Here is a 20,447-nt window from a genome sequence, read left to right as displayed (position 1 = left end):
TACAAGCGTAATATAGAGCAAATACAAGGCGCAGAAGGTTTGCACATCTTCCACGATCATACAAAACTCTTGCGACAAGTCTGCCATACAACCTAAATTTGACAATGGAACAACCAGCACCTATCACCATGAAAGACATTGCCAAGGCTCTTGGCGTCTCGGTGGCCACTGTGTCGAGGGCGATGAAAAACAGTCCCCGTATCAGCGATGAACAGCGCGAGCGTATCCAGCAATATGCGCGCGAACATAACTATATCCCCAACGTGATTGCAGAGAATTTGCGCAACAGTCGTACAAAACCCGTGAAAATCATCGGGGTCATCGTACCGCAATTTGAGCATTTCTACTTCTCCTCGATCCTTAGCGGCATCGAGCAGGAGGCTATGTCGCGAGGATATACCATCATGGTAGGACAGAGCGCTGAGCAATACGACCGAGAGACTCTTCTCTGCGATAAATTCTACCAAAACAAGGTTTGCGGCATCATTGTCAGTCAGGCTAAGGACACGATGAACTACGACCACTTCAAAAAGCTCATCAACAGCGGTGTTCCCTTGGTGTTCTACGACCGTATCTGCACGGGGGTTGACTGTAGCCGCGTGGTTGTCGACGACTATCAGGGCGCGTTCAATGCCGTTAGCCATCTCATAGAGACCGGCTGTCGCCATATCGCCTGCTATATGTCTCCTATGTCGCTTGAGATCTCCAAAAACCGCTACAACGGCTACCGCGATGCCTTGTTGCGCTATGGCTTGGAACCTGACAAGAAAATGTTCCGCATCTGCGACAACCGTGCCGACGCCGAGGCCATCACTCCAGAGTTGCTCTCGCAGGACGAGAAGCCTGATGCTTTCTTCGCTGTGAATGACGACACCGCCATCGGCATTCTGTATACCGCCAAACGCATGGGCTTTCGTGTGCCGCAGGACATCTCGGTCTGTGGCTTCACCAACGGCCAGCGTGCCGTGGCCTGCGATCCCATGCTCACAACAGTGGAGCAGCGTGGCGTACTCGTCGGTGAGGAGGCCGCCGACATTCTCATCAGCAAGGTAGAAGGAGAGATACCCATGGACAAAGTCGTCAAGCGCGTCGTACGTACAAGACTGATCATCCGGGGCACAACAAGATAAATATCAGAAACAATAGAAGTTACAGAAATAAGCAACGCTATAGAATCTATAACCATCACAACAGATGATAATCCACCGAATAATTTAAAGAATCACAATATGAAAGAAAAACCAAATCTATCTTTCTGGGGACTGTGGAACCTGAGCTTTGGGTTCTTCGGCGTACAGATTGCCTATGCACTACAGAGTGCCAATATCAGCAGGATCTTTGCTACCTTAGGTGCAGATCCGCATAATCTCAGTTATTTTTGGATACTACCGCCGTTGATGGGCATCATTGTGCAACCCATTGTCGGTACCTGTTCTGACAAGACATGGTGCCGCTTCGGTCGCCGCATCCCTTATCTGTTCATCGGTGCTGCTATTGCCGTACTTGTGATGTGTCTGCTGCCGAACTCTGGATCGTTTGGCATGACCGTATCCACTGCCATGACCTTTGGTCTGATCGCCCTGATGTTTCTCGACACCTCTATTAATATGGCCATGCAGCCTTTCAAGATGCTGGTGGGCGATATGGTCAACGAAAAGCAGAAGGCTGCCGCCTACTCCATTCAGAGTTTTCTGTGCAACGCAGGCTCACTGGTAGGCTATGTCTTCCCCTTTGTCTTTGCACTCTTAGGCATTGCCAACACCGCGCCCAAGGGTGTTGTCCCCGACTCTGTCATCTATAGTTTCTATGTCGGTGCCGCCATCCTCATCCTCTGTGTCATCTACACTGTCGCCAAGGTAAAAGAGTGGAATCCAAAGGAATACGAGGAATACAACGGAGTGAAGCAAGAGGTCAAAAAGGAAGAAGAAGGTAGTGGCAACTGGTTCACCCTGTTGAGAAACGCTCCCGCCACATTCTGGAAGGTCGGTCTTGTGCAATTCTTCTGCTGGTTTGCATTCATGTATATGTGGACTTACACCAACGGCACCGTGGCCGCCAACTGCTGGGGCACCACCGACGTGACAAGCGAGGGCTATCAGGCTGCCGGCAACTGGGTAGGCATTCTCTTTGCCGTACAGGCCATTGGCTCGGTCATCTGGGCTCCCATCTTGCCAAAGTTCACCAACCGCAAGGTTGCCTATGCCGTGAGTCTGCTCTTGGGTGGCATCGGGTTTGCCTCCTGCGCCTTCATCCATGACCAGTATCTGCTGTTCATCCCATTCCTGCTCATCGGTTGCGCTTGGGCTGCCATGCTCGCCATGCCGTTCACCTTTGTCACCAATGCATTGCAGGGCTACGGCCACATGGGTGCCTATCTGGGACTCTTCAACGGCACCATCTGCATCCCGCAGATCGTCGCTGCCGCCATCGGTGGCACACTGTTAGCACTTGTTGGCAGCGTGCAGAGCCACATGATGATCGTGGCCGGCATTGCCCTCGTTCTCGGCGCGCTGAGTGTGAGTGCCATCAAAGAAAAATAGACTCTAAAAAAACGATAACAGCTATTGCTTTTAGTGTCATTCTCTCTATGAAAAGACTTTGGAGCATACCTCTTTCCCTACTGCTCGCTTTGCCCACATGGGCACAGCGAGCCTACCACGGTGACGGTCCCGACGACGTACTGCGTTTCGTGCCCGTCGCCACGGTGTATGCACTCAAGACATGTGGCGTAGAGAGTAAAAGCGGATGGAAGCAACTGGCTGTCAACACCGTTGTCTCCTACGCCTTTTCTGCCGGCACCACGTGGGCACTCAAACACAGTATCCATGAGCGGCGACCCGACTGGACCGACAACCACTCCTTTCCCAGCGGACATACTGCATTGGCCTTCACCGGTGCCGTCATCCTCGACAAGGAATACCGTCACGTCTCCCCCTGGATCAGCGTGGCAGGCTATGCCGTGGCAACGGGAGTGGCTGTCGACCGCATGGCACGCAACCGCCATGCCTGGCAGGATGTCACAGCAGGAGCCGCCATCGGTGTGGGCAGCACGCTCTTGGGCTATTGGCTCGGCGAGAGAATCACGGGAGAGCACAACCGTTACGCAGTGACCACAGACGGACAAAGCCTCAGCCTCTGCATACAACTCTTCAACAAATAATCCCCTGCCCTCTCATACTCTCACTGTGTTTAACTTTTGCGCTGACAAGCTAAATCACCTGACGACACGATAAAGTATGAGGACAAGCTGAAACTTTCAAAATCCAAGCAAAGCATTACAATCGTTTGCACAATCTTTTCTGCTGTTTGTGCAAGTCCATGACATTCAACCATCTATTTTTTCGTAATTTTGAACGTGAAATTATAAAAAACCTAAAGCTCGATGAACTTAATATTTAGCATAGACTACAAGACGGTTTTCGGAGAAGAACTAGTCTTGAACATTATGAAAGATGGAGCCATTGCGCAATACCATCTGGGTACCACTGACGGTGCACGATGGACATGCCAACTGACCATCCCCGATACCAACCAAGTGTTGGAATATTATTACAGTGTGGACGCCATCGGCAGTGAACACCGCCATGAATGGGCAACCGTGCATCATAAATTGGAGCTCAATGCCTCCAAGGGCAATAGCTACACGATGTATGACCATTGGTCCGACATCCCTGAGGACGCTTATCTCTACAGTTCAGCTTTCACAGACTGCCTGTGTCCGCATACACTACATGCGCTTCCCTCTTCATCATTCAGCAAAACCGTACGACTGATCGTGCGTGCTCCCCAGCTGCGCTCCTCTGAGCGTCTTGCCATCATCGGCAGCAACCCCGCCTTAGGAGCTTGGGACTCCACAAAAGCTGTGGAGATGACCGAGCACAACATCAACGAGTGGGTAGTGGATCTCAATGCCGACGACTTCCCCGAGGGAGAGATGGAGTTTAAGTTCGCCGCTCTCGACAGCAAGAAAGACGTTACGCCACTGTGGGAGTGCAGCAACAACCGTACAATAGAATTGCCGGAAATGAAAGACGGCGAAGTCGTGGTCTATGATCTCAACGAGGCCTACATGCCCATCTACAACACCAAGATCGCCGGTACGCTCGTACCTGTGTTCTCACTTCGCTCCAAGACAAGTTTCGGCGTGGGTGACTTCGGTGATCTGAAGAAGATGATCGACTATATCGACAAGACCGGACAGCGCGTGTTGCAGATCCTGCCTATCAACGACAGCACCATCACCCACACATGGACCGACTCCTATCCTTATAGTTGCATCAGCGTGTTTGCACTGCATCCGATGTATGTAGACCTCACACAACTGCCACAGTTGAAGGACGCCAAGGAGCGCGACCGCTTCGAGAAGCTGCGCGTAGAGCTCAACGGACTTAAGCAGATCGACTATGAACGTGTCAACAATGCCAAACTCGAATATCTCCATCTGCTCTTCACCCAAGAAGGCAAACAGATGATGAGTTCTAAGAAATTCCACGAGTTCTTCCACGAAACTGAGCAGTGGCTCGTGCCCTACGCACAGTATGCTACGCTGCGCGACAAGTACGGAACGGCCGATTTCTCGCAATGGCCCGACCACAACACTTGGAACGAGGCCGACCGCAAGGAACTCTCCAACAGCCGCAGCAAGCTATATAAAGAAGTGGAGTTCTGGTATTTCGTTCAGTATATCCTCAATACTCAGCTCGACGAGGCTCATGCCTACGCACGCCAGCACCACGTCATCCTCAAGGGCGACATCCCTATTGGCGTGAACCGCTATGGCTGCGACGTATGGATGGAGCCACGCTACTTCAACCTCAACGGACAAGCTGGCGCGCCACCCGATGACTTCTCTGTCAACGGTCAGAATTGGGGCTTCCCGACTTACAACTGGGACGAGATGGTCAAAGACGGTTGCCAGTGGTGGGTACGACGTTTCCAAAACATGGCGAAGTTCTTCGATGCCTACCGTATCGACCACGTACTCGGCTTCTTCCGCATCTGGGAGATACCTATCAACTCCGTACATGGACTGCTCGGACAGTTCGCACCAGCACTCGGCATGACAGCCGATGAGATCCGCGGCTACGGCCTCAACTTCCAGGAAGAGAGATTCACCACTCCGTTTATCACAGACTGGACACTGGAGCGTATGTTCCACGACAAGGCCGACGATGTGAAAGCGAAATATCTCGACCGCCTTGACGATGAGCGCTATAAGATGAAACCCGAGTACGACACTCAGCGCAAGGTGGAGAAAGCCTTTGCAACTGTCACGGACCAGGACGAGCTCAACATCCGCGATGGTCTCTATGCCATGATCAGCGATGTACTCTTTGTACGCGACACCAAGGATGCCTCGAAGTTCCATCCTCGCGTGTCCGCACAGTTCAGCTTCATCTACGAAAGCCTCTACGACAACGACAAGGGTGCTTTCAACCGCCTGTACAACGACTACTTCTATCGCCGCAACAACCAGTTCTGGTATCGTGAGGCAATGAAGAAGCTGCCGCGACTGGTCGAGGCCACACGTATGCTCGTCTGCGCTGAAGACCTTGGCATGGTTCCCGACTGTGTGCCATGGGTCATCAACGAGTTGCGCATCCTCTCACTGGAGATCCAGTCCATGCCGAAAGATCCACACGTACGCTTCGGTCACCTCTCACGCAATCCTTATCGCTCGGTCTGCACGTTCTCCACTCACGACATGCCGACACTGCGCCAATGGTGGGACGAGAACTACGAGCGCACACAGGACTACTACAACAGCATGCTCTACCGTGGTGGAGCCGCTCCGCATCCTCTGCCAGGCTGGCTGGCGCGCGACATTGTCTCGCGTCAGCTCACCTCTCCTTCTATGCTCTGCATCCTGAGCATACAGGACTGGCTCGCCATCGACGACAAGCTGCGTTTGCCCGATGCCAATGCCGAGCGCATCAATATTCCCGCCAACCCGAAGCACTACTGGCGCTACCGCATGCACCTCAACATCGAGGATCTCATGGCCAACAACAGCTTCATGGCTAACGTCAAGGAACTGGTCAACCAGAGCGGGCGCACCAACACCTTCGGAGAAAGATAAGGAAAGTCCACCCCTAACCCCTCCCAGGGGAGGGGAAGGCTAACGCGGAAATAGGAGACTATAGAAACTATTGGGGCTATAGGGGCTACAGAAGCTATAGCCCTCAACCAAATGATAATATTAAATCAAGCGATATGAACAAGATAGCAAGCATCATCTCTTTGGCACTGCTCATGCCCTTGGCAGCTTTGGCACAGACGGTGAAGTCGCCCGACGGCAACGTCAGCCTCACCTTCTCGCTCACCGGCAATGGCGTACCCACCTACGAGATGACCTATAAAAACAAGGCTGTCGTCAAGCCTTCACACCTCGGACTTGAACTTGCTAAAGACAAGCACGCCAGCAAGGGCTTGCGCGAGACCAGTCTCATGGACGGCTTTACAGAAACCAGCAGCACAAAGTCAACTTTCGACGAGACTTGGACTCCCGTCTGGGGACAATATGCCAAGATCCGAAACCACTACAACGAGATGGCCGTGAACCTCACGCAACCCGCTACCAAGCGCAAGATGACCATCCGATTCCGCGTTTATAATATAGGTATGGGTCTGCGCTATGAGTTCCCACAGCAGGACTCTCTGGTGTATTTTGTCATCAAGGACGAACACACTCAGTTTGCTATGGCTGGTGATCACACCGCATGGTGGCTTCCCGGCGACTATGACACTCAGGAACAAGAAACGCAGGAGAGCAAGCTCTCTGAGATACGCGCCCGTTTCCATGACGCCGTGAACTGGAACAACTCGTCGGTTGCGGTCTTCTCGCCCACAGGCGTGCAGACCGCCTTACAGATGAAGACCAAGGACGGACTGTATATCAACATCCATGAGGCTGCCTGCGTCGACTATGCCACCATGCATCTCAACCTCGATGACAAGAACATGGTTTTCGAGTCGTGGCTCACTCCCGATGCTACAGGTATGAAAGGCTATATGCAAACTCCCTGCAATACGCCTTGGCGCACCGTGGCCGTAAGCGACGATGCTCGCGACATGCTCTCTGAGGCCAACAACCTCATTTACAATCTCAACGAGCCGTGCAAGATAGAGGATACTTCCTGGATACATCCTACGAAGTACTGTGGTGTGTGGTGGGAGATGATCGTCGGCCGCAACTCATGGAACTACACCGATGAGTATCCGTCCATCAAGCTCGATGAGATTGACTGGAGTAAGGTGAAACCCAACGGACGACACGGTGCCAACAATACCGAGGTGCGCAAGTATATCGACTTCGCCGCTGCCAACGGTCTCTCCGAGGTACTCGTCGAGGGATGGAACGTAGGTTGGGAAGACTGGGCCAACCATTGGAAGGACTATGTCTTCGACTTCGTCACGCCTTATCCCGACTTCGACATCAAGGCACTCAACGACTATGCCCACTCCAAGGGTGTGAAACTGATGATGCACAATGAGACTTCTTCGAGCGTGGTCAACTACGAGCGTCATTTGGAGGCTGCCTACAACTTAATGAACAAATATGGCTACGATGCCGTGAAAAGTGGTTATGTGGGTGACATCATCCCACGCGGGGACCATCACTTCTCGCAACCGATGAACAATCACTATCTCTACTGCGTCAAGGAAGCAGCCAAACACCATATCATGGTCAATGCTCATGAGGCCACACGTCCTACCGGCATCGCCCGTACATGGCCTAACCTCGTCGGCAACGAGAGTGCACGCGGTACAGAATACGAGGCTTTCGGCGGCAGCTATCCCAACCATACTGTCATCCTGCCCTTCACCCGTCTGCAGGGCGGTCCGATGGACTATACACCGGGTATCCTCGAGACTCAACTGAAGACATGGAGCGACAACCCAAGCTATGTACGCACCACACTTGTGGGGCAGCTCGCTCTCTATCTCGTCATGTGGGGACCACTACAGATGGCTGCCGACCTACCCGAGAACTATGCCAAGTACAACGATGCCTTCCAGTTTATCAAGGATGTTGCCATCGACTGGTCCGACAGTAAGTATATCGAGGCTGAACCTGCCCGCTACATCACCGTAGCACGCAAGGCAAAGGGCAGCGACAACTGGTTCCTCGCCGGCAAGTGCGACGAACATGGACATCAAAGCACTGTGAAACTCGACTTCCTCGACAAGGGCCGCAAATACGAGGCTACGATCTATGCTGACGCCAAGAACGCCAGCTACGACAAGAACCCGAAGGCATATGTCATCACCAAGCGCACGGTGAAGAAGGGCGACACCCTAAAGTTTACCGAGGCACCCGGCGGAGGATTCGCTGTCAGCATAAAGCCCGTCCACTAACCCCTCCCAAAGGAAGAGGAAAAGCGGATCGGAGGAGTTCTATACCTTCCCCTACACTCCTCACTTTCTCTACACCCCTAAATCACCTTTAGCAACAAACCATGAACATCAGACAACTATCAATATCTGTCATCGCTATGTTGGCAACAAATATGTCTGCTTGGGCGCAGGATGTCTTTCGCGAGATGTCCTACAGTCCCAAGCAGACTGTTTTTTATCTCAATAGCCCCAAGCGACCTACCCTCTCGTTGTGGAGCGACGGCGACGGCGGTCAGCCTCTGCGTACGGTGAAGATGCGTGCCGATGGCAAAAACCGTTGGAAAGCCACCGTCAAGGGCGACCTCAAGGGACAGTTCTATAGCTTTAACATCGGACGCGGTGACACACCGGGCGTCTTCGCCAAGGCCGTCGGTGTCAACGGACAGCGCGGTGCTATCATAGACCTGCGTCAGACCGACCCGGAAGGCTGGGCTGATGACCATAGGCTCACCACCCATTCCCCTGCCGACCTCGTCATCTACGAGATGCACCACCGCGACTTCTCCATCGCCAGCCACGCCGACCATCCGGGTAAGTTTCTGGCACTGTCAGAGCCTTGGGCGGTGGACTATCTCAAGAGCCTCGGCGTCAACGCCGTGCATATCCTGCCGTCGTTTGACTTCGCCTCTGTCGACGAGACCAAACTCGACAAACCACAGTACAATTGGGGCTACGACCCACTGAACTACAACGTACCGGAGGGTAGTTACTCCACTGACCCCTATACCCCCGCCACACGCATCCGTGAGTTCAAGAAAATGGTACAAGCCTTGCACAAGGCTGGCATCCGCGTCATCCTCGACGTGGTCTATAACCATACCTTCGACCTCGACAACAGCAACTTTCAGCGTACCCATCCCGGCTACTACTACCGATTCACCAAGGACGGCAAGCCCAGCAACGGCTCGGGCTGCGGCAACGAGACCGCCTCAGAGAAACCGCTCATGCGCGAATTCATGCTCGAAAGCGTGAAATACTGGGCCACAGAATACCACATCGACGGCTTCCGCTTCGACCTCATGGGCGTGCACGACATCCCGACGATGAACGCTATCCGACAGGAGCTCACAGCCCTCGACCCGAACATCTTCATCTATGGCGAAGGCTGGAGTGCAGGCAGCTGCGCCCTTCCCAACGATCGGCTGGCCATGAAAGCCAACATGAAGCAAATGCCAGGTATCGCCGCCTTCTGCGATGATTTGCGCGATGCTGTACGCGGACCGTTCAGCGATGACCACAAGCCCGCATTCTTAGCCGGACTGCCGGGCAGTGAGGAGAGCATCAAGGCAGGCATCACCGGTATGATTGCCCATCCGCAAGTGGACTATACCAAGGTGAACTACAGCAAGGAGCCATGGGCCACCGAGCCCACACAGATGATCGCCTATGTCAGCTGTCACGACGACATGTGCCTCGTCGACCGTCTGAAGGCTTCCATCCCGAACATCACGTCATCTGAACTACAAGCCCTCGACAAGCTCGCCCAGACGATCGTATTCACCTCTCAGGGTGTGCCCTTCATGCTCAGCGGTGAGGAGTTGCTGCGCGACAAGAAGGGTGTGCACAACAGTTTCAACTCGTCCGACAGCATCAACGCCCTTGACTGGGGCAACCTGCAGCGCTATCCCGGTGTCACAGATTACTATCGCCGGCTTATCGCCCTGCGCCGCCATCACCCAGCTTTCCGTCTCGGCTCAGCCGCCGCAGTGCGTGAGCATCTGGAGTTTCTGCCGTCGCAGCCTGCTCTGGTAGCCTTCCACCTGAAGGGTCTTGACGGCATCGACAGTTGGAGCAACATCTATGTCATCTTCAATGGCAACCGTGAAACCCGCACCATCACGTTGCCAGAAGGCACATACCGTGTGGTCTGCCAAAACGGACAAATCGACGAGACCGGTCTCACTATCCTACCTGGAGGTGACGTAAAGGTAAGCGGACAGAGTGCGATGATTATGGTAAAATAAATATAATAGAAGATATGAAGAAAACGCTCATGACTTTAGGACTGGGACTGATGATGGCCACGGCAACTTCTGCCACCACGATCAGCCGCATCGACCCCACCGACTGGTATGTGGGGATGAAAGACCCGAGCCTGCAGCTCATGGTCTATGGTAAAGATGTAAAGAATGTCAAACAGGTCACCACAGACTACGCCGGCGTGAAGGTGGACTCCATCGTCCGTCTCGACTCACCCAACTACCTGCTTGTTTACCTGAACTTGCAAGGTGCCAAAGCCGGACAGATGACCTTGAACTTCGACGGCAAAAAAGTACGCTACACGCTTAAAGACCGCACCATGCGCGGCGAGGAGCACAAAGGCTTCTCCAACGCCGACGTGCTCTACCTGCTCATGCCTGACCGTTTCGCTAACGGCAACCCGAAGAACGATGTCGTCAAGGGTATGCGTGACCAGACCTGCGACCGCACCAAGCCAAGTCTGCGCCACGGCGGTGACCTCGCCGGTATTGAGCAACACCTTGACTATTTCACCGACCTCGGCGTCACCGCACTGTGGTTCACTCCGATCTTAGAGAACAACTGGCCCAACGACCATGGCGTGAACAGTTCGTACCATGGTTACGCCACCACCGATTATTATAAGGTAGATCCGCGCTTCGGTACCAATGCGGAGTACAAGCAACTCATCGACGAATGCCACAAGCGTGGGCTGAAGGTGGTGATGGACATGATCTTCAACCATTGCAGCGATTACCATCCCTGGAACCTCGACCCGCCTACAAAGGACTGGTTCAACAATCCCAACTACGGCTTGCAGACAAGCTATAAGCTGACCCCGGTTCTCGATCCCTATGCCTCGAAGCAGGACATGCGCGAGACCGTCGACGGATGGTTTGTCAAGTCCATGCCTGACCTCAACCAGCGCAATCCTCACCTCATGCGCTACCTCATCCAAAACAGTGAGTGGTGGATAGAAACAGCTGGCATCGACGGCATACGCATGGACACCTATCCCTATGCCGACCGAAAGGCGATGGCCGAATGGATGAAAACCCTCGACACGGAATATCCCAACTTCAACACCGTAGGCGAGACATGGGTCACCGAACCAGCCTACACCGCTGCCTGGCAGAAAGACTCAAAGCTCAGCAACATGAACAGCTATCTCAAAACTGTCATGGACTTCAGCTTCTTCGACAAGCTCAGCCAGGCCAAGCACGAAGAGACCGACGACTGGTGGAAGGGACTCAACCGCATCTACAACAGTCTCTGCTATGACTATCTCTATGCCGACCCGTCGCATGTGCTGGCCTTCATCGAGAACCACGACACCGACCGCTTCCTGGGCAACACCAAGGACTCCACAGCACTGAAACAGGCACTCGCCCTGCTGCTGACGATGAATCGCATCCCACAACTCTACTACGGTACAGAGGTGCTGATGAACGGCACCAAGGAGGTCACCGACGGCAATGTACGACGCGACTTCCCCGGCGGTTTCCCCGGTGACACGCATAACTGCTTCACCGCCGAAGGCCGCACCAAGGCCGAGAACGCCATGTTCCAGTGGGAGAGCAAACTGCTCCACTGGCGTCAGGGCAACGACCTCATCAGCAAGGGAAAGCAGACACAGTTCATCCCCTTCAAAGGCATCTACGTCATCGCACGCCAGTATCAGGGGCGCACGTCGCTGACCATCCTCAACGGCAAGCGAAGCGAGGCCACCATGTCCGTAGCCCGCTATGCTGAGGTCATCGGCAAAGCCACCACTGCAACCGATGTCATTTCCGGACGCAAAATCGACCTCACCCACGACATCACCCTGCAACCCAGGGAAGCACTCGTGGTGGAATACTAAAAAACTTAGGAAGTTCTTTTTTCTTTGAAGAAAGCACAAAGAGAAATGAATAAAAAGCAACGGCCGCCACGTAATCCTGTGACGGTCGTTGCTGTTTTTTCTTGTAAAGATGATGCCCCTTTCCCTATAGGTTCACGCTGCAGAAGAAGGTGACGAGCATCGGCACGCTCACCTCCAGGCAGAGCCCATGGAAGATGGCGATAGGCATATAGCGCTTGTTGCCCGTGCTGCTCAGAATGGAAGGCAGACACACATCCATGGAAGAGATGCCCGCCACACTGATAGCAGCCCACCCACTGCCACGGTGAGCGACGAAGCGGCAACTGAGCAACGATACCATCTCTCGCACGATATTGGCCAGCAGTGCGATCGTGGCAAGTTGGTTGGCAGCGGCAGAACCGACGGCACCCGCCTTGACCTGACTGATGAGCACCGACGAGAGCGAGTAATAGCCAAAGCCACTGCCCACTGCAAGAAAGTCGCTCAGCGAATGACCACTGAACAATAGCACCGCCGTAGCCGAAAACAGCAACGTGCCCACAATGGTGAACACCGGCAACAACAGCATCTCCCAACGGAATCCGGCAAACAATCGGTCGAGATGCTCCATCGAGCCGATGCCCATGCCTACCTGCACAATGAGCAGCTCCAAGAGCAGCATCGGCAACTGAGGGTTGAGCAACCAATGGGGAGTGACACCGGTCATGCCTACAAGAATACCGGTCAACAGCGAAACGAACAAGAGCAGGTTTCCTTTCATGCCTTGCCCTCCGAATTTTTCTGCATGAGATGGTTGAACAGACGGGCGGCACCAAAGCTGCCCGCCATACCCAACAGCGCCACCACCACGGCCTCAAGACCATAGAAGCCGATGTTGTGCATCAGCGAGTTGTTGGAGCCCAAACCCAGTCCGAAGACAAAAAGCAGGGCACAGATAGTATAATGAGCACTTGTCTCTACCTTATGGATATGTGGCACTCGACGCAGCGCAAAGCCCAGCACGATGCCGACAAGCAAGACAATAAGTATCCTAAACATTCTTTTCCTTTATTGGTTACGGCTTGCAAAGGTATAAAAACAGCATCAATATACAAAAGGAAAAGGCAGTCAATTAGCATAAAAACCGTATATTCATAGCTTTTATTGACCTGTGTCAAGCATTTCACAACCGATATTGTGATGATGTGACGCGGGACGCATCACCTCCTACTTCCTCAGCTCTTGTCGGTAATCACTCCCCCTCTCCCTTTGGAGATTGGTTAGGGGGGTGAGGCCGAAGGGGTATAGGGGTGAGGCAGTATTTAGGCATTGGCGCTGTTCTCCCGCAACAGTTGCAAGTCATCATTTGCAGAACGGCAGCGTCGTCGACGTATTCTGTGTTAGCCTTTGCCATGGAACTGTTTTGAGTATAATGCTATGATTGAAATACTTACGTGCAAAAATACAAATAATCAGTCAGTATCGTGAATCTATCACTGAGTTTTTGGCTTGCATGGCTGTATTTCCGCAAACAAGTATCCACATTAATAGGTATTCTCGTGTGTTTATTAAGTTGCGTTTGCATTCTTTCGCTCTTTTTTTGTTACCTTTGCAACGTATTAGTCATATTCATTGTAGAAGTTTAGGTAACACTCATCTTGCCAATGCACATTGACCTAACTGCCAACACATCATATAAATATAATCACTATCTATAATCACAAGCAATGATACAAAAGCAGACATTCCATTATCTACTTCTGTTCGTCATCCTGCTGTGGCTTGCGCTCCCGGCTTTTGCCGGACCGATGCTGGGTCACAAGCTGACGGTGAGCGTGACAGATGCCTCGAATAAGGAACCGATCGTCATGGGCTCCGTGCAGCTCCAGCCGCTCGGCTCCAATGCCGTGACCGACATGGACGGAAAGGCCACGATCACCAATATTCCCGACGGCAACTATCAGCTGGTGGTGAGCTACGTGGGCTATGTCACCTCCACAACGCAGGTGAAAGTCTCCAAAGACGTCGACATGCACATTTCCTTGCGCATCAGCGACCTCTCACTCAAAGAGGTCGTCGTCACCGCCAAACAAAACACGATGGGCACCAGTAGCAAGATCGGACGCCAGGCCATCGACCACCTGCAGGCCTCATCACTGGCTGACGTCATGCAGCTCCTGCCCGGACAGATCATCAAAAACACCGACCTCACCAGCCAGTCCAACCTGCAGTTGCGCACGCTCGTGAACAACAACACGAGTGCCTTCGGATCGAGTATCATCGTCGACGGCATACCGATGAGCAACAACGGCGCGATGACTCAAGGACCCTTCAGTGCCACAGCGTTCACCGGCACGGACCTCCGGCAGATCAGCGCCGACGACATCGACAACGTCGAGGTGGTGCGCGGCATCCCCTCGGCCGAATATGGCGATCTCACCTCCGGTCTTGTCATCGTTCACTCCAAGGCAGGTGTCACGCCGTGGCAGGCTAAGGCTAAGATCAATCCCGAACTGCAAAACTACTCACTCAGCAAGGGCACCTCGCTCGGCCGCGCCGGTATCCTCAACCTCAGTGTTGACTATGCCAAAGCGTGGAGCGATCCGCGTCTGCGCACCCGCTCCTATCACCGCTGGAACGGCAACATGGCATGGAGCTATAACATCTCCAAGATATGGCACATCGACACCCGCGTGAGGATGGCACAGACACGCGACTGGAGCGGCAACGACCCCGACGCCCGACAAGACGGCTCGGAGACGAAAAACGACTACCTCTCACTCGGCTTCACCCATAATGGCAAGATACGTCTCGACCGTCTCTTCTCACGCAACCTGAGCTATACCCTCGGCATGAGCTATGCCTGGCAGGACAGCCGCAACACCGCCTTCGTCTCCGTGCCCGGCGGACTGCTGCCCATCATCACGGCCATGGAGACGGGGTACCACTCCGTGAGCTGGGCTACACAGAGCTATCTCGCTACCAGCAAGACGGAAGGGCGACCGGGAAACATCTTTGCCAAGATTGCCGACGACTTCTATTTCCATTGGGGCAAGACACGGCAGAGCTTCAAGGTGGGTGCTGAATACCGATACGACTGGAACGACGGACGCGGCTACTTCAACCTCGACGAGAGCCATCCGCTGCGCCCCAACGCCAACGGTCGTCCACGTGCTTTCTCCGACATCCCCGGGCTCCATCAGCTCGCTGCCTACGCCGAGGATCACTTTGTGTGGTCGCCCAACCGTGTCAACCACCTGCGGGCGCAGATCGGTCTGCGCTTCACGGCCCAGCAGCCTTTCTCCAATCTCAGCACCACAGCACTCAGCCCGCGCGTCAACCTCTCGTTCGACGTGACGAGATGGCTGGCTCTCCGCGCCGGCATCGGCCTCAACAGCAAGACACCGGGACTGAGTTATCTCTATCCCGACAAGAAATACGACGACCGCGTGGCCGTGAACTTTATGCCGCAAGGTGCCGGCGCCGCCGTGCAGCAACTTCTGGTCTATCACACGCAGGTATATGACGTGAAGCGAAGCACAGACTTGAAGAACGCCACCACGACAAAGATCGAAGCCGGCGTGGACGTAAAGCTGCCTTGGGGCGGAAAGCTGAGTGTGCTGGCTTATCACGACAAGACGCCCAACGGCTTCGGGGCGGCAACGCAATACTTCACCTATCCCTCTAATGTCTATGACGCTTCTCACGGCCTCATCATCACGCCGGGAGCCGCCACTACCGTGGACTACGCCAATCCCGCACGCACCGACATCGTGTATATGACCACGGGAAAGATCGGCAATACCAACACCACGATCAACAAGGGACTGGAGTTTGACTTCGACCTCGGTACCATCCGCGCCATCAACACGAGTTTCTACTACAGTGGTGCGCTCTCTGAGACCAAGACTTACAGCACTGATCTCAACACTGCCAATGTCAAGACGGCTCTGCTGCCCTCTGCTTATTCGGCTTACGGACTGACGCCTTTCAAGGTGGTCTATCCCTCAGGCTTGGACTATGACCTCTACCGGCAGTACGTGAGCACCGTGCGTGTGGTGACGAATATCCCGTCGCTGAAGATGGTGGCATCGCTTGCCGGACAAGCTATCTGGCAGACCTACAGCTGGAGCTATATGGCCGACAAGCAGGCTATTGGGCTGATCGACACCAACCTGGGCTACCACGCACTCGCCGCCGACATGCAGAACGGCTATCTCGACTACGCCGGCAACTACTACACAACCCTGCCCGCCAGCACACAGGGCATCGCCGTCGCCGACCTCGCGCTCAACTACAAGGATAATGTGCCCACCAAGACGATGCCGACATGGAATCTCTCAGCGCGCCTCACCAAACAGCTCGGCAACATCGGCGGACTCTCGCTCTATGTCAACAACGTCATCTTCTACGAACCCTACAAGGTGGCGAACAACAACACAGGAACGCTCGTGCAGCGCAACACCAACAACTTCAGCTATGGCATGGAGCTCTATTTCAACTTATAACCATCAACATACACCAATACCATAATATATTAGTAAATGAACAACAAAAAACATATAGGTCTTTGGATGCTGTTGCTGCTGTGTCTGACCCTCATGGTCAGCTGCGTCGACTATAGCGACACGACCCGGACCATCAATGTGGACATTCGCGTGGAGCAGCCCACCGATGCCACTGCTCAACTCGCCCTTGAGGGCCACACCGTGACGCTGACCCGAGAGGGCGGCGGCGAGACGACAGCAACGACCGACGCCAATGGCATCGCGCATTTCACGGAGCTCATCCCCGACGTATACACTGTCTCGGTGTCATGGCCCCTTTCTGCCGATGAATACCGTCAAGCCACCGGTGACACGGAAGTCAACGACGGTGCCATCGTGGCGGGCAGCAGCCATTCCCAACTGCTTACGACCGACATGACCGCCTCGCCGATGATCCTCGCCACACAGTTCACCATCACACGCTCGCTCGTCATCTCAAAGGTGTTCTATGCCGGAATGAAAGATGTAAACAAGAAAAACTATCTCGCCGCACAGTATATCGAGCTCTACAACCAAGGCGACGAGGCGGTGGACATTGCGGGCATGTACCTCGGACTTGTCGAGTCAAATACCTCACCGGCTTATACGCTCGAGCAGATCGCTTCTGGCTTTCAGGACTCCGTGGTCGTGCTCAAGCAGCTCTTCCGCATTCCAGCTGCTACACCTCACTTGGTGAACCCCGGACAGTCGGTGGTGATCACCAACAGTGCCATTGACCACACTGCTAACGTCGGCACGCCCATGAATCTTTCCGATGCCGACTACGAAGCCAAGGACGCACAGGGAAAGACGCTCAACAACCCCGCGACACCGGCACTCGAACTGGTCTACACGGCGTTCAGTGCCATCTCGAAGATGAACATCGGACAGGGAGGTCCCACAGGCGTGGTACTCTTCCGTAGCAATGCCGCCGTGAACTCCTGGCAGAACGTCTACAACTACGGAAAGACCTCGGGCAGCCAGTGGCTCGCCGCCGGCATCTCGCAGATCCTCGACGGCGTGGACATTCTGAAATATAAAAACACGGGTACCATCGACCTCGCCACCAAACGTCTCCTGCCCGTCATCGACGCGGGAGCCACCTACATCCACTCTGCCAGCGGATACAACGGCGAGACCGTATATCGAAAGAAATCCACACGCAAAGGAGCCAAGGGACAATATATCCTGCAGGATACCAACAACTCGACCAACGACTTTTCTGTTTCATCCACTCTAACGCCACGCAACTATGAATATTGATCATAAGACGCTCACCCTTGCTCTTTTAGCCGCATCCTCTACGTTCCTCCCTGCGACACTGCAGGCTCAGACCATCGACGAGTCATCCTATCGCCTCGCCGACGCCGCCTCGCTCTGGTCCACCACCGCCAATGCGGCTGGTCTCACCCTCGACTTCCTCGTTGACCGGGGTGTCGCCATGATGGAGGGCAGCCACGAGAGCCGTGACTTCCACCGCGTGCAGGAAGGCAATCAGGACAACAGCCTCCGCTTCTTCACCGAGCGCTATCAGCACTTAGGACGCTACCTCTATGGCTATGGCAAGTTCGACTTTGACATGGGACGTACGAAGAACCGCCGGTGGAGCGACGTGCGCCGGACCTACAACAGTGATCCATTTATCTCAGGCAGTGAGGTGAGCGGCAGCTACGACCGTCAGGACATCAGCCTCACGGCAGCCGTCGGTACCACTGCCTTCGGCCCCTGGCGCTTCGGCCTGCGCCTCGACTACCAGCTCGGCGACCTGAGCCGTCTGCGCGACCCACGGTCGAGAAGTGAGATGCTCGACTATCGCCTCACGCCGTCGTTCACCTACTCCATCGGCCGCTCCACGCTGGGCTTGGAGGGACACTACCGCCGCTACAAAGAGAAGATTCCTGACATCACCACGGTGCAGACTGATCCCAACATGAAATACTACACGATGACGGGAATGGAAAACGCCAACGGGGTCGTCGGCGGCTACAACGGCTATATGCGCGAATACGTCAACCATGAGTTTGGCTTCCGCCTCTCCTATGCCTGGCAGTCGCCCTCTTGGTCCTCACTCACCGAGGCCGGCATCGACCGTGGCAGTGAAGGTATCTACGGTACCTATAAGTATCAGCCGGGGCACTACCATGTTTATCGCTATGCCGTAGCCAACAAGACGACATGGCGCACACCACGGTGGCTCCACGTCGTACAGGCCCGTCTGCAATACGAGGAAGGCTATGCTGACGAGTATCGCCAGCAGCTCACCATCACCACCGACTCCACAACGGGTTACAACACCTACAAGTATGTCAACCAGATGACCTACAACAAACGCTACCGCGTGCGCCTGCTCGACGCCACACTGGGCTACCGCCTCAACAGTGCGTCGGATCACGGCATCAATGGCTACATCGGCGTGGATGGCATCCTACGCTCGGTCCACAACGAGTATCATCTGCCCGCCTCATCGTTTGTCCATCACTATGTCGACTGGGGGCTCGCTGCCGGTCATGGCTTCTTTGCCAATCGTTTCTGGGTGGATGCCGCCTTCCGCCTGCGTCAGGTCTTTGACAACCAGCTCAGTCTCGCCGATGCCACCACGCCCTATGCCCAGCAGGTATGGACAGCCGACTATGACGACTACTACACGGTCAACTCCTGGAGGGCAGGCCTCGCGCTGACCTATCAGCAGCCCATCACCGTCAAAGGCCACACCTCGATGTGGTTCGTCCGGCTCGACGGGGACTATCTCCATGCCGCCAACAGTCAGCACAACAGCAGGGCGAGCTTGGCCATCGGACTGAGATTTTAATGTTTCATGCTAACAATTCTATACTGTCGAAAAGAAGGGAGTTACATAAGACAAGCCCCACCAACAAGGTCAAATAGGGCAAAAAAACTATATTGCCGACCCTGGCAAGGGGCTGATCAAACATGATTTGGAGGAGTTTAAGAGTCATTGGATTCCAACAGAAGGCTGGGCATCGACATCGAGCACATCATGTTGAAGTATGACCCTCACGCTTTACACAAAACCATTAACGATGTAACGATACACATTTCCAAGGAAAGAATGTTTAATCGGTGGGATCCGTGAGAAAGATATCTCACAGATTCCACCGATTTTTAATTATGCATCCCAACATTCATTATTTTTTATTATCCGAACTTGTAAAGTGCGTGACTTCATCTATATCTGTATTTTCCTTAACAAAAGTACGTTCTTGTAAACTTGCAATCTAGAGAAGATAAAAACAACTTTGTACAAGATCATACTTTTTTTTGCCTCATTTCAAAACAAAAACAATGGATAGAAGCACTCATCTCAGTTGTTTCTTCTCGTCATTCTTATTGTTTTACGCTGTCATCTCGGTTGTTTCATCAGGTAAAACCACTGAGATGACACGAAATTCTCTAGAGAATTTTGCAATAAATCAGTGATTTCATAGCAGGGCAAAAGCAAAAGCATCGTAACAGATTGATTATTAAATAAATACAACTATTGCTATATTTTCGTAAAAATCAGGACCGACATAAGTGTTCGTGGAAAAGAATCGATTCTCATGGGCGGAAAAATGTCAGTTTATATAACAAAGGAAACCCTCAAATCCGCAACTACGCGCCTAATATGATACAGAAGCGAAAATAATCTGCATCGTTAGTAAAAAGGGGGCACAGTGCATCGAATGTCACCATAAAGACATATAAATGCCCCTTACCCCACCATG

12 protein-coding genes are annotated in these 20,447 nt (G+C 53.6%); 10 read left to right on the top strand and 2 right to left on the bottom strand.

Annotation, left to right across the window (positions count from 1 at the left end):
* Positions 1 to 104: 104 nt before the first annotated feature.
* From FYJ73_RS07995 to FYJ73_RS07965, 7 genes are all read left to right on the top strand, one after another.
* Positions 105 to 1,130 (top strand): LacI family DNA-binding transcriptional regulator, encoded by a 1,026-nt coding sequence (locus tag FYJ73_RS07995; RefSeq protein WP_154534194.1) that lies wholly within the window; start codon positions 105 to 107, stop codon positions 1,128 to 1,130.
* Between the two features lie 99 nt (positions 1,131 to 1,229).
* Positions 1,230 to 2,540, top strand: coding sequence for an MFS transporter (locus FYJ73_RS07990; RefSeq protein WP_154534193.1), 1,311 nt, complete (start codon positions 1,230 to 1,232; stop codon positions 2,538 to 2,540).
* A 47-nt stretch (positions 2,541 to 2,587) separates the two neighbouring features.
* Entirely contained in the window at positions 2,588 to 3,160 is a 573-nt protein-coding gene (locus FYJ73_RS07985) for a phosphatase PAP2 family protein (RefSeq protein ID WP_154534192.1), read from the top strand.
* 222 nt (positions 3,161 to 3,382) lie between these two features.
* The gene (locus FYJ73_RS07980) at positions 3,383 to 6,079 is read left to right on the top strand and encodes a 4-alpha-glucanotransferase (RefSeq protein ID WP_154534191.1); all 2,697 of its coding nucleotides are present in this window, start codon (positions 3,383 to 3,385) and stop codon (positions 6,077 to 6,079) included.
* Positions 6,080 to 6,213: 134 nt separating this feature from the next.
* Positions 6,214 to 8,358, top strand: coding sequence for a glycoside hydrolase family 97 protein (locus FYJ73_RS07975; protein ID WP_154534190.1), 2,145 nt, complete (start codon positions 6,214 to 6,216; stop codon positions 8,356 to 8,358).
* Positions 8,359 to 8,459: 101 nt separating this feature from the next.
* The gene (pulA, locus tag FYJ73_RS07970; protein WP_154534189.1) at positions 8,460 to 10,361 is read left to right on the top strand and encodes a type I pullulanase; all 1,902 of its coding nucleotides are present in this window, start codon (positions 8,460 to 8,462) and stop codon (positions 10,359 to 10,361) included.
* A 14-nt stretch (positions 10,362 to 10,375) separates the two neighbouring features.
* Positions 10,376 to 12,217 carry a glycoside hydrolase family 13 protein gene (locus FYJ73_RS07965; RefSeq protein ID WP_154534188.1) on the top strand — a complete coding sequence of 614 codons (1,842 nt, stop codon included), beginning with the start codon at positions 10,376 to 10,378 and terminating at the stop codon, positions 12,215 to 12,217.
* Positions 12,218 to 12,341: 124 nt separating this feature from the next.
* On the opposite strand, the gene FYJ73_RS07960 is transcribed toward FYJ73_RS07965, so the two are convergent.
* Positions 12,342 to 12,977: a LysO family transporter gene (locus FYJ73_RS07960; RefSeq protein ID WP_154534187.1), complete on the bottom strand. Its 636-nt coding sequence runs from the start codon at positions 12,975 to 12,977 to the stop codon at positions 12,342 to 12,344.
* Entirely contained in the window at positions 12,974 to 13,255 is a 282-nt protein-coding gene (locus tag FYJ73_RS07955) for a LysO family transporter (RefSeq protein ID WP_154534186.1), read from the bottom strand. The genes FYJ73_RS07960 and FYJ73_RS07955 overlap by 4 nt, the downstream gene beginning before the upstream one ends.
* 668 nt (positions 13,256 to 13,923) lie before the next feature.
* On the opposite strand from FYJ73_RS07955, the gene FYJ73_RS07950 reads away from it, so the two are divergent.
* From FYJ73_RS07950 to FYJ73_RS07940, 3 genes are read left to right on the top strand one after another with little or no spacing between them, the layout of a single operon-like run.
* Positions 13,924 to 16,704: a TonB-dependent receptor gene (locus FYJ73_RS07950; protein WP_154534185.1), complete on the top strand. Its 2,781-nt coding sequence runs from the start codon at positions 13,924 to 13,926 to the stop codon at positions 16,702 to 16,704.
* A 36-nt stretch (positions 16,705 to 16,740) separates the two neighbouring features.
* On the top strand, positions 16,741 to 17,985 hold the full coding sequence (locus tag FYJ73_RS07945) for a DUF4876 domain-containing protein (RefSeq protein WP_235899285.1): 1,245 nt from the start codon (positions 16,741 to 16,743) through the stop codon (positions 17,983 to 17,985).
* Positions 17,975 to 19,531 (top strand): DUF6850 family outer membrane beta-barrel protein, encoded by a 1,557-nt coding sequence (locus tag FYJ73_RS07940; protein ID WP_154534184.1) that lies wholly within the window; start codon positions 17,975 to 17,977, stop codon positions 19,529 to 19,531. The genes FYJ73_RS07945 and FYJ73_RS07940 overlap by 11 nt, the downstream gene beginning before the upstream one ends.
* The last annotated feature ends 916 nt before the right edge of the window (positions 19,532 to 20,447 follow it).

The sequence above is a fragment of the Hallella mizrahii genome (genome assembly GCF_009695775.1).
GTDB classification, from domain to species: Bacteria; Bacteroidota; Bacteroidia; order Bacteroidales; family Bacteroidaceae; genus Prevotella; species Prevotella mizrahii.
The sequence above is the reverse complement of the archived record's forward strand: the minus strand, read 5'-3'. Positions and strand labels throughout refer to the sequence as shown.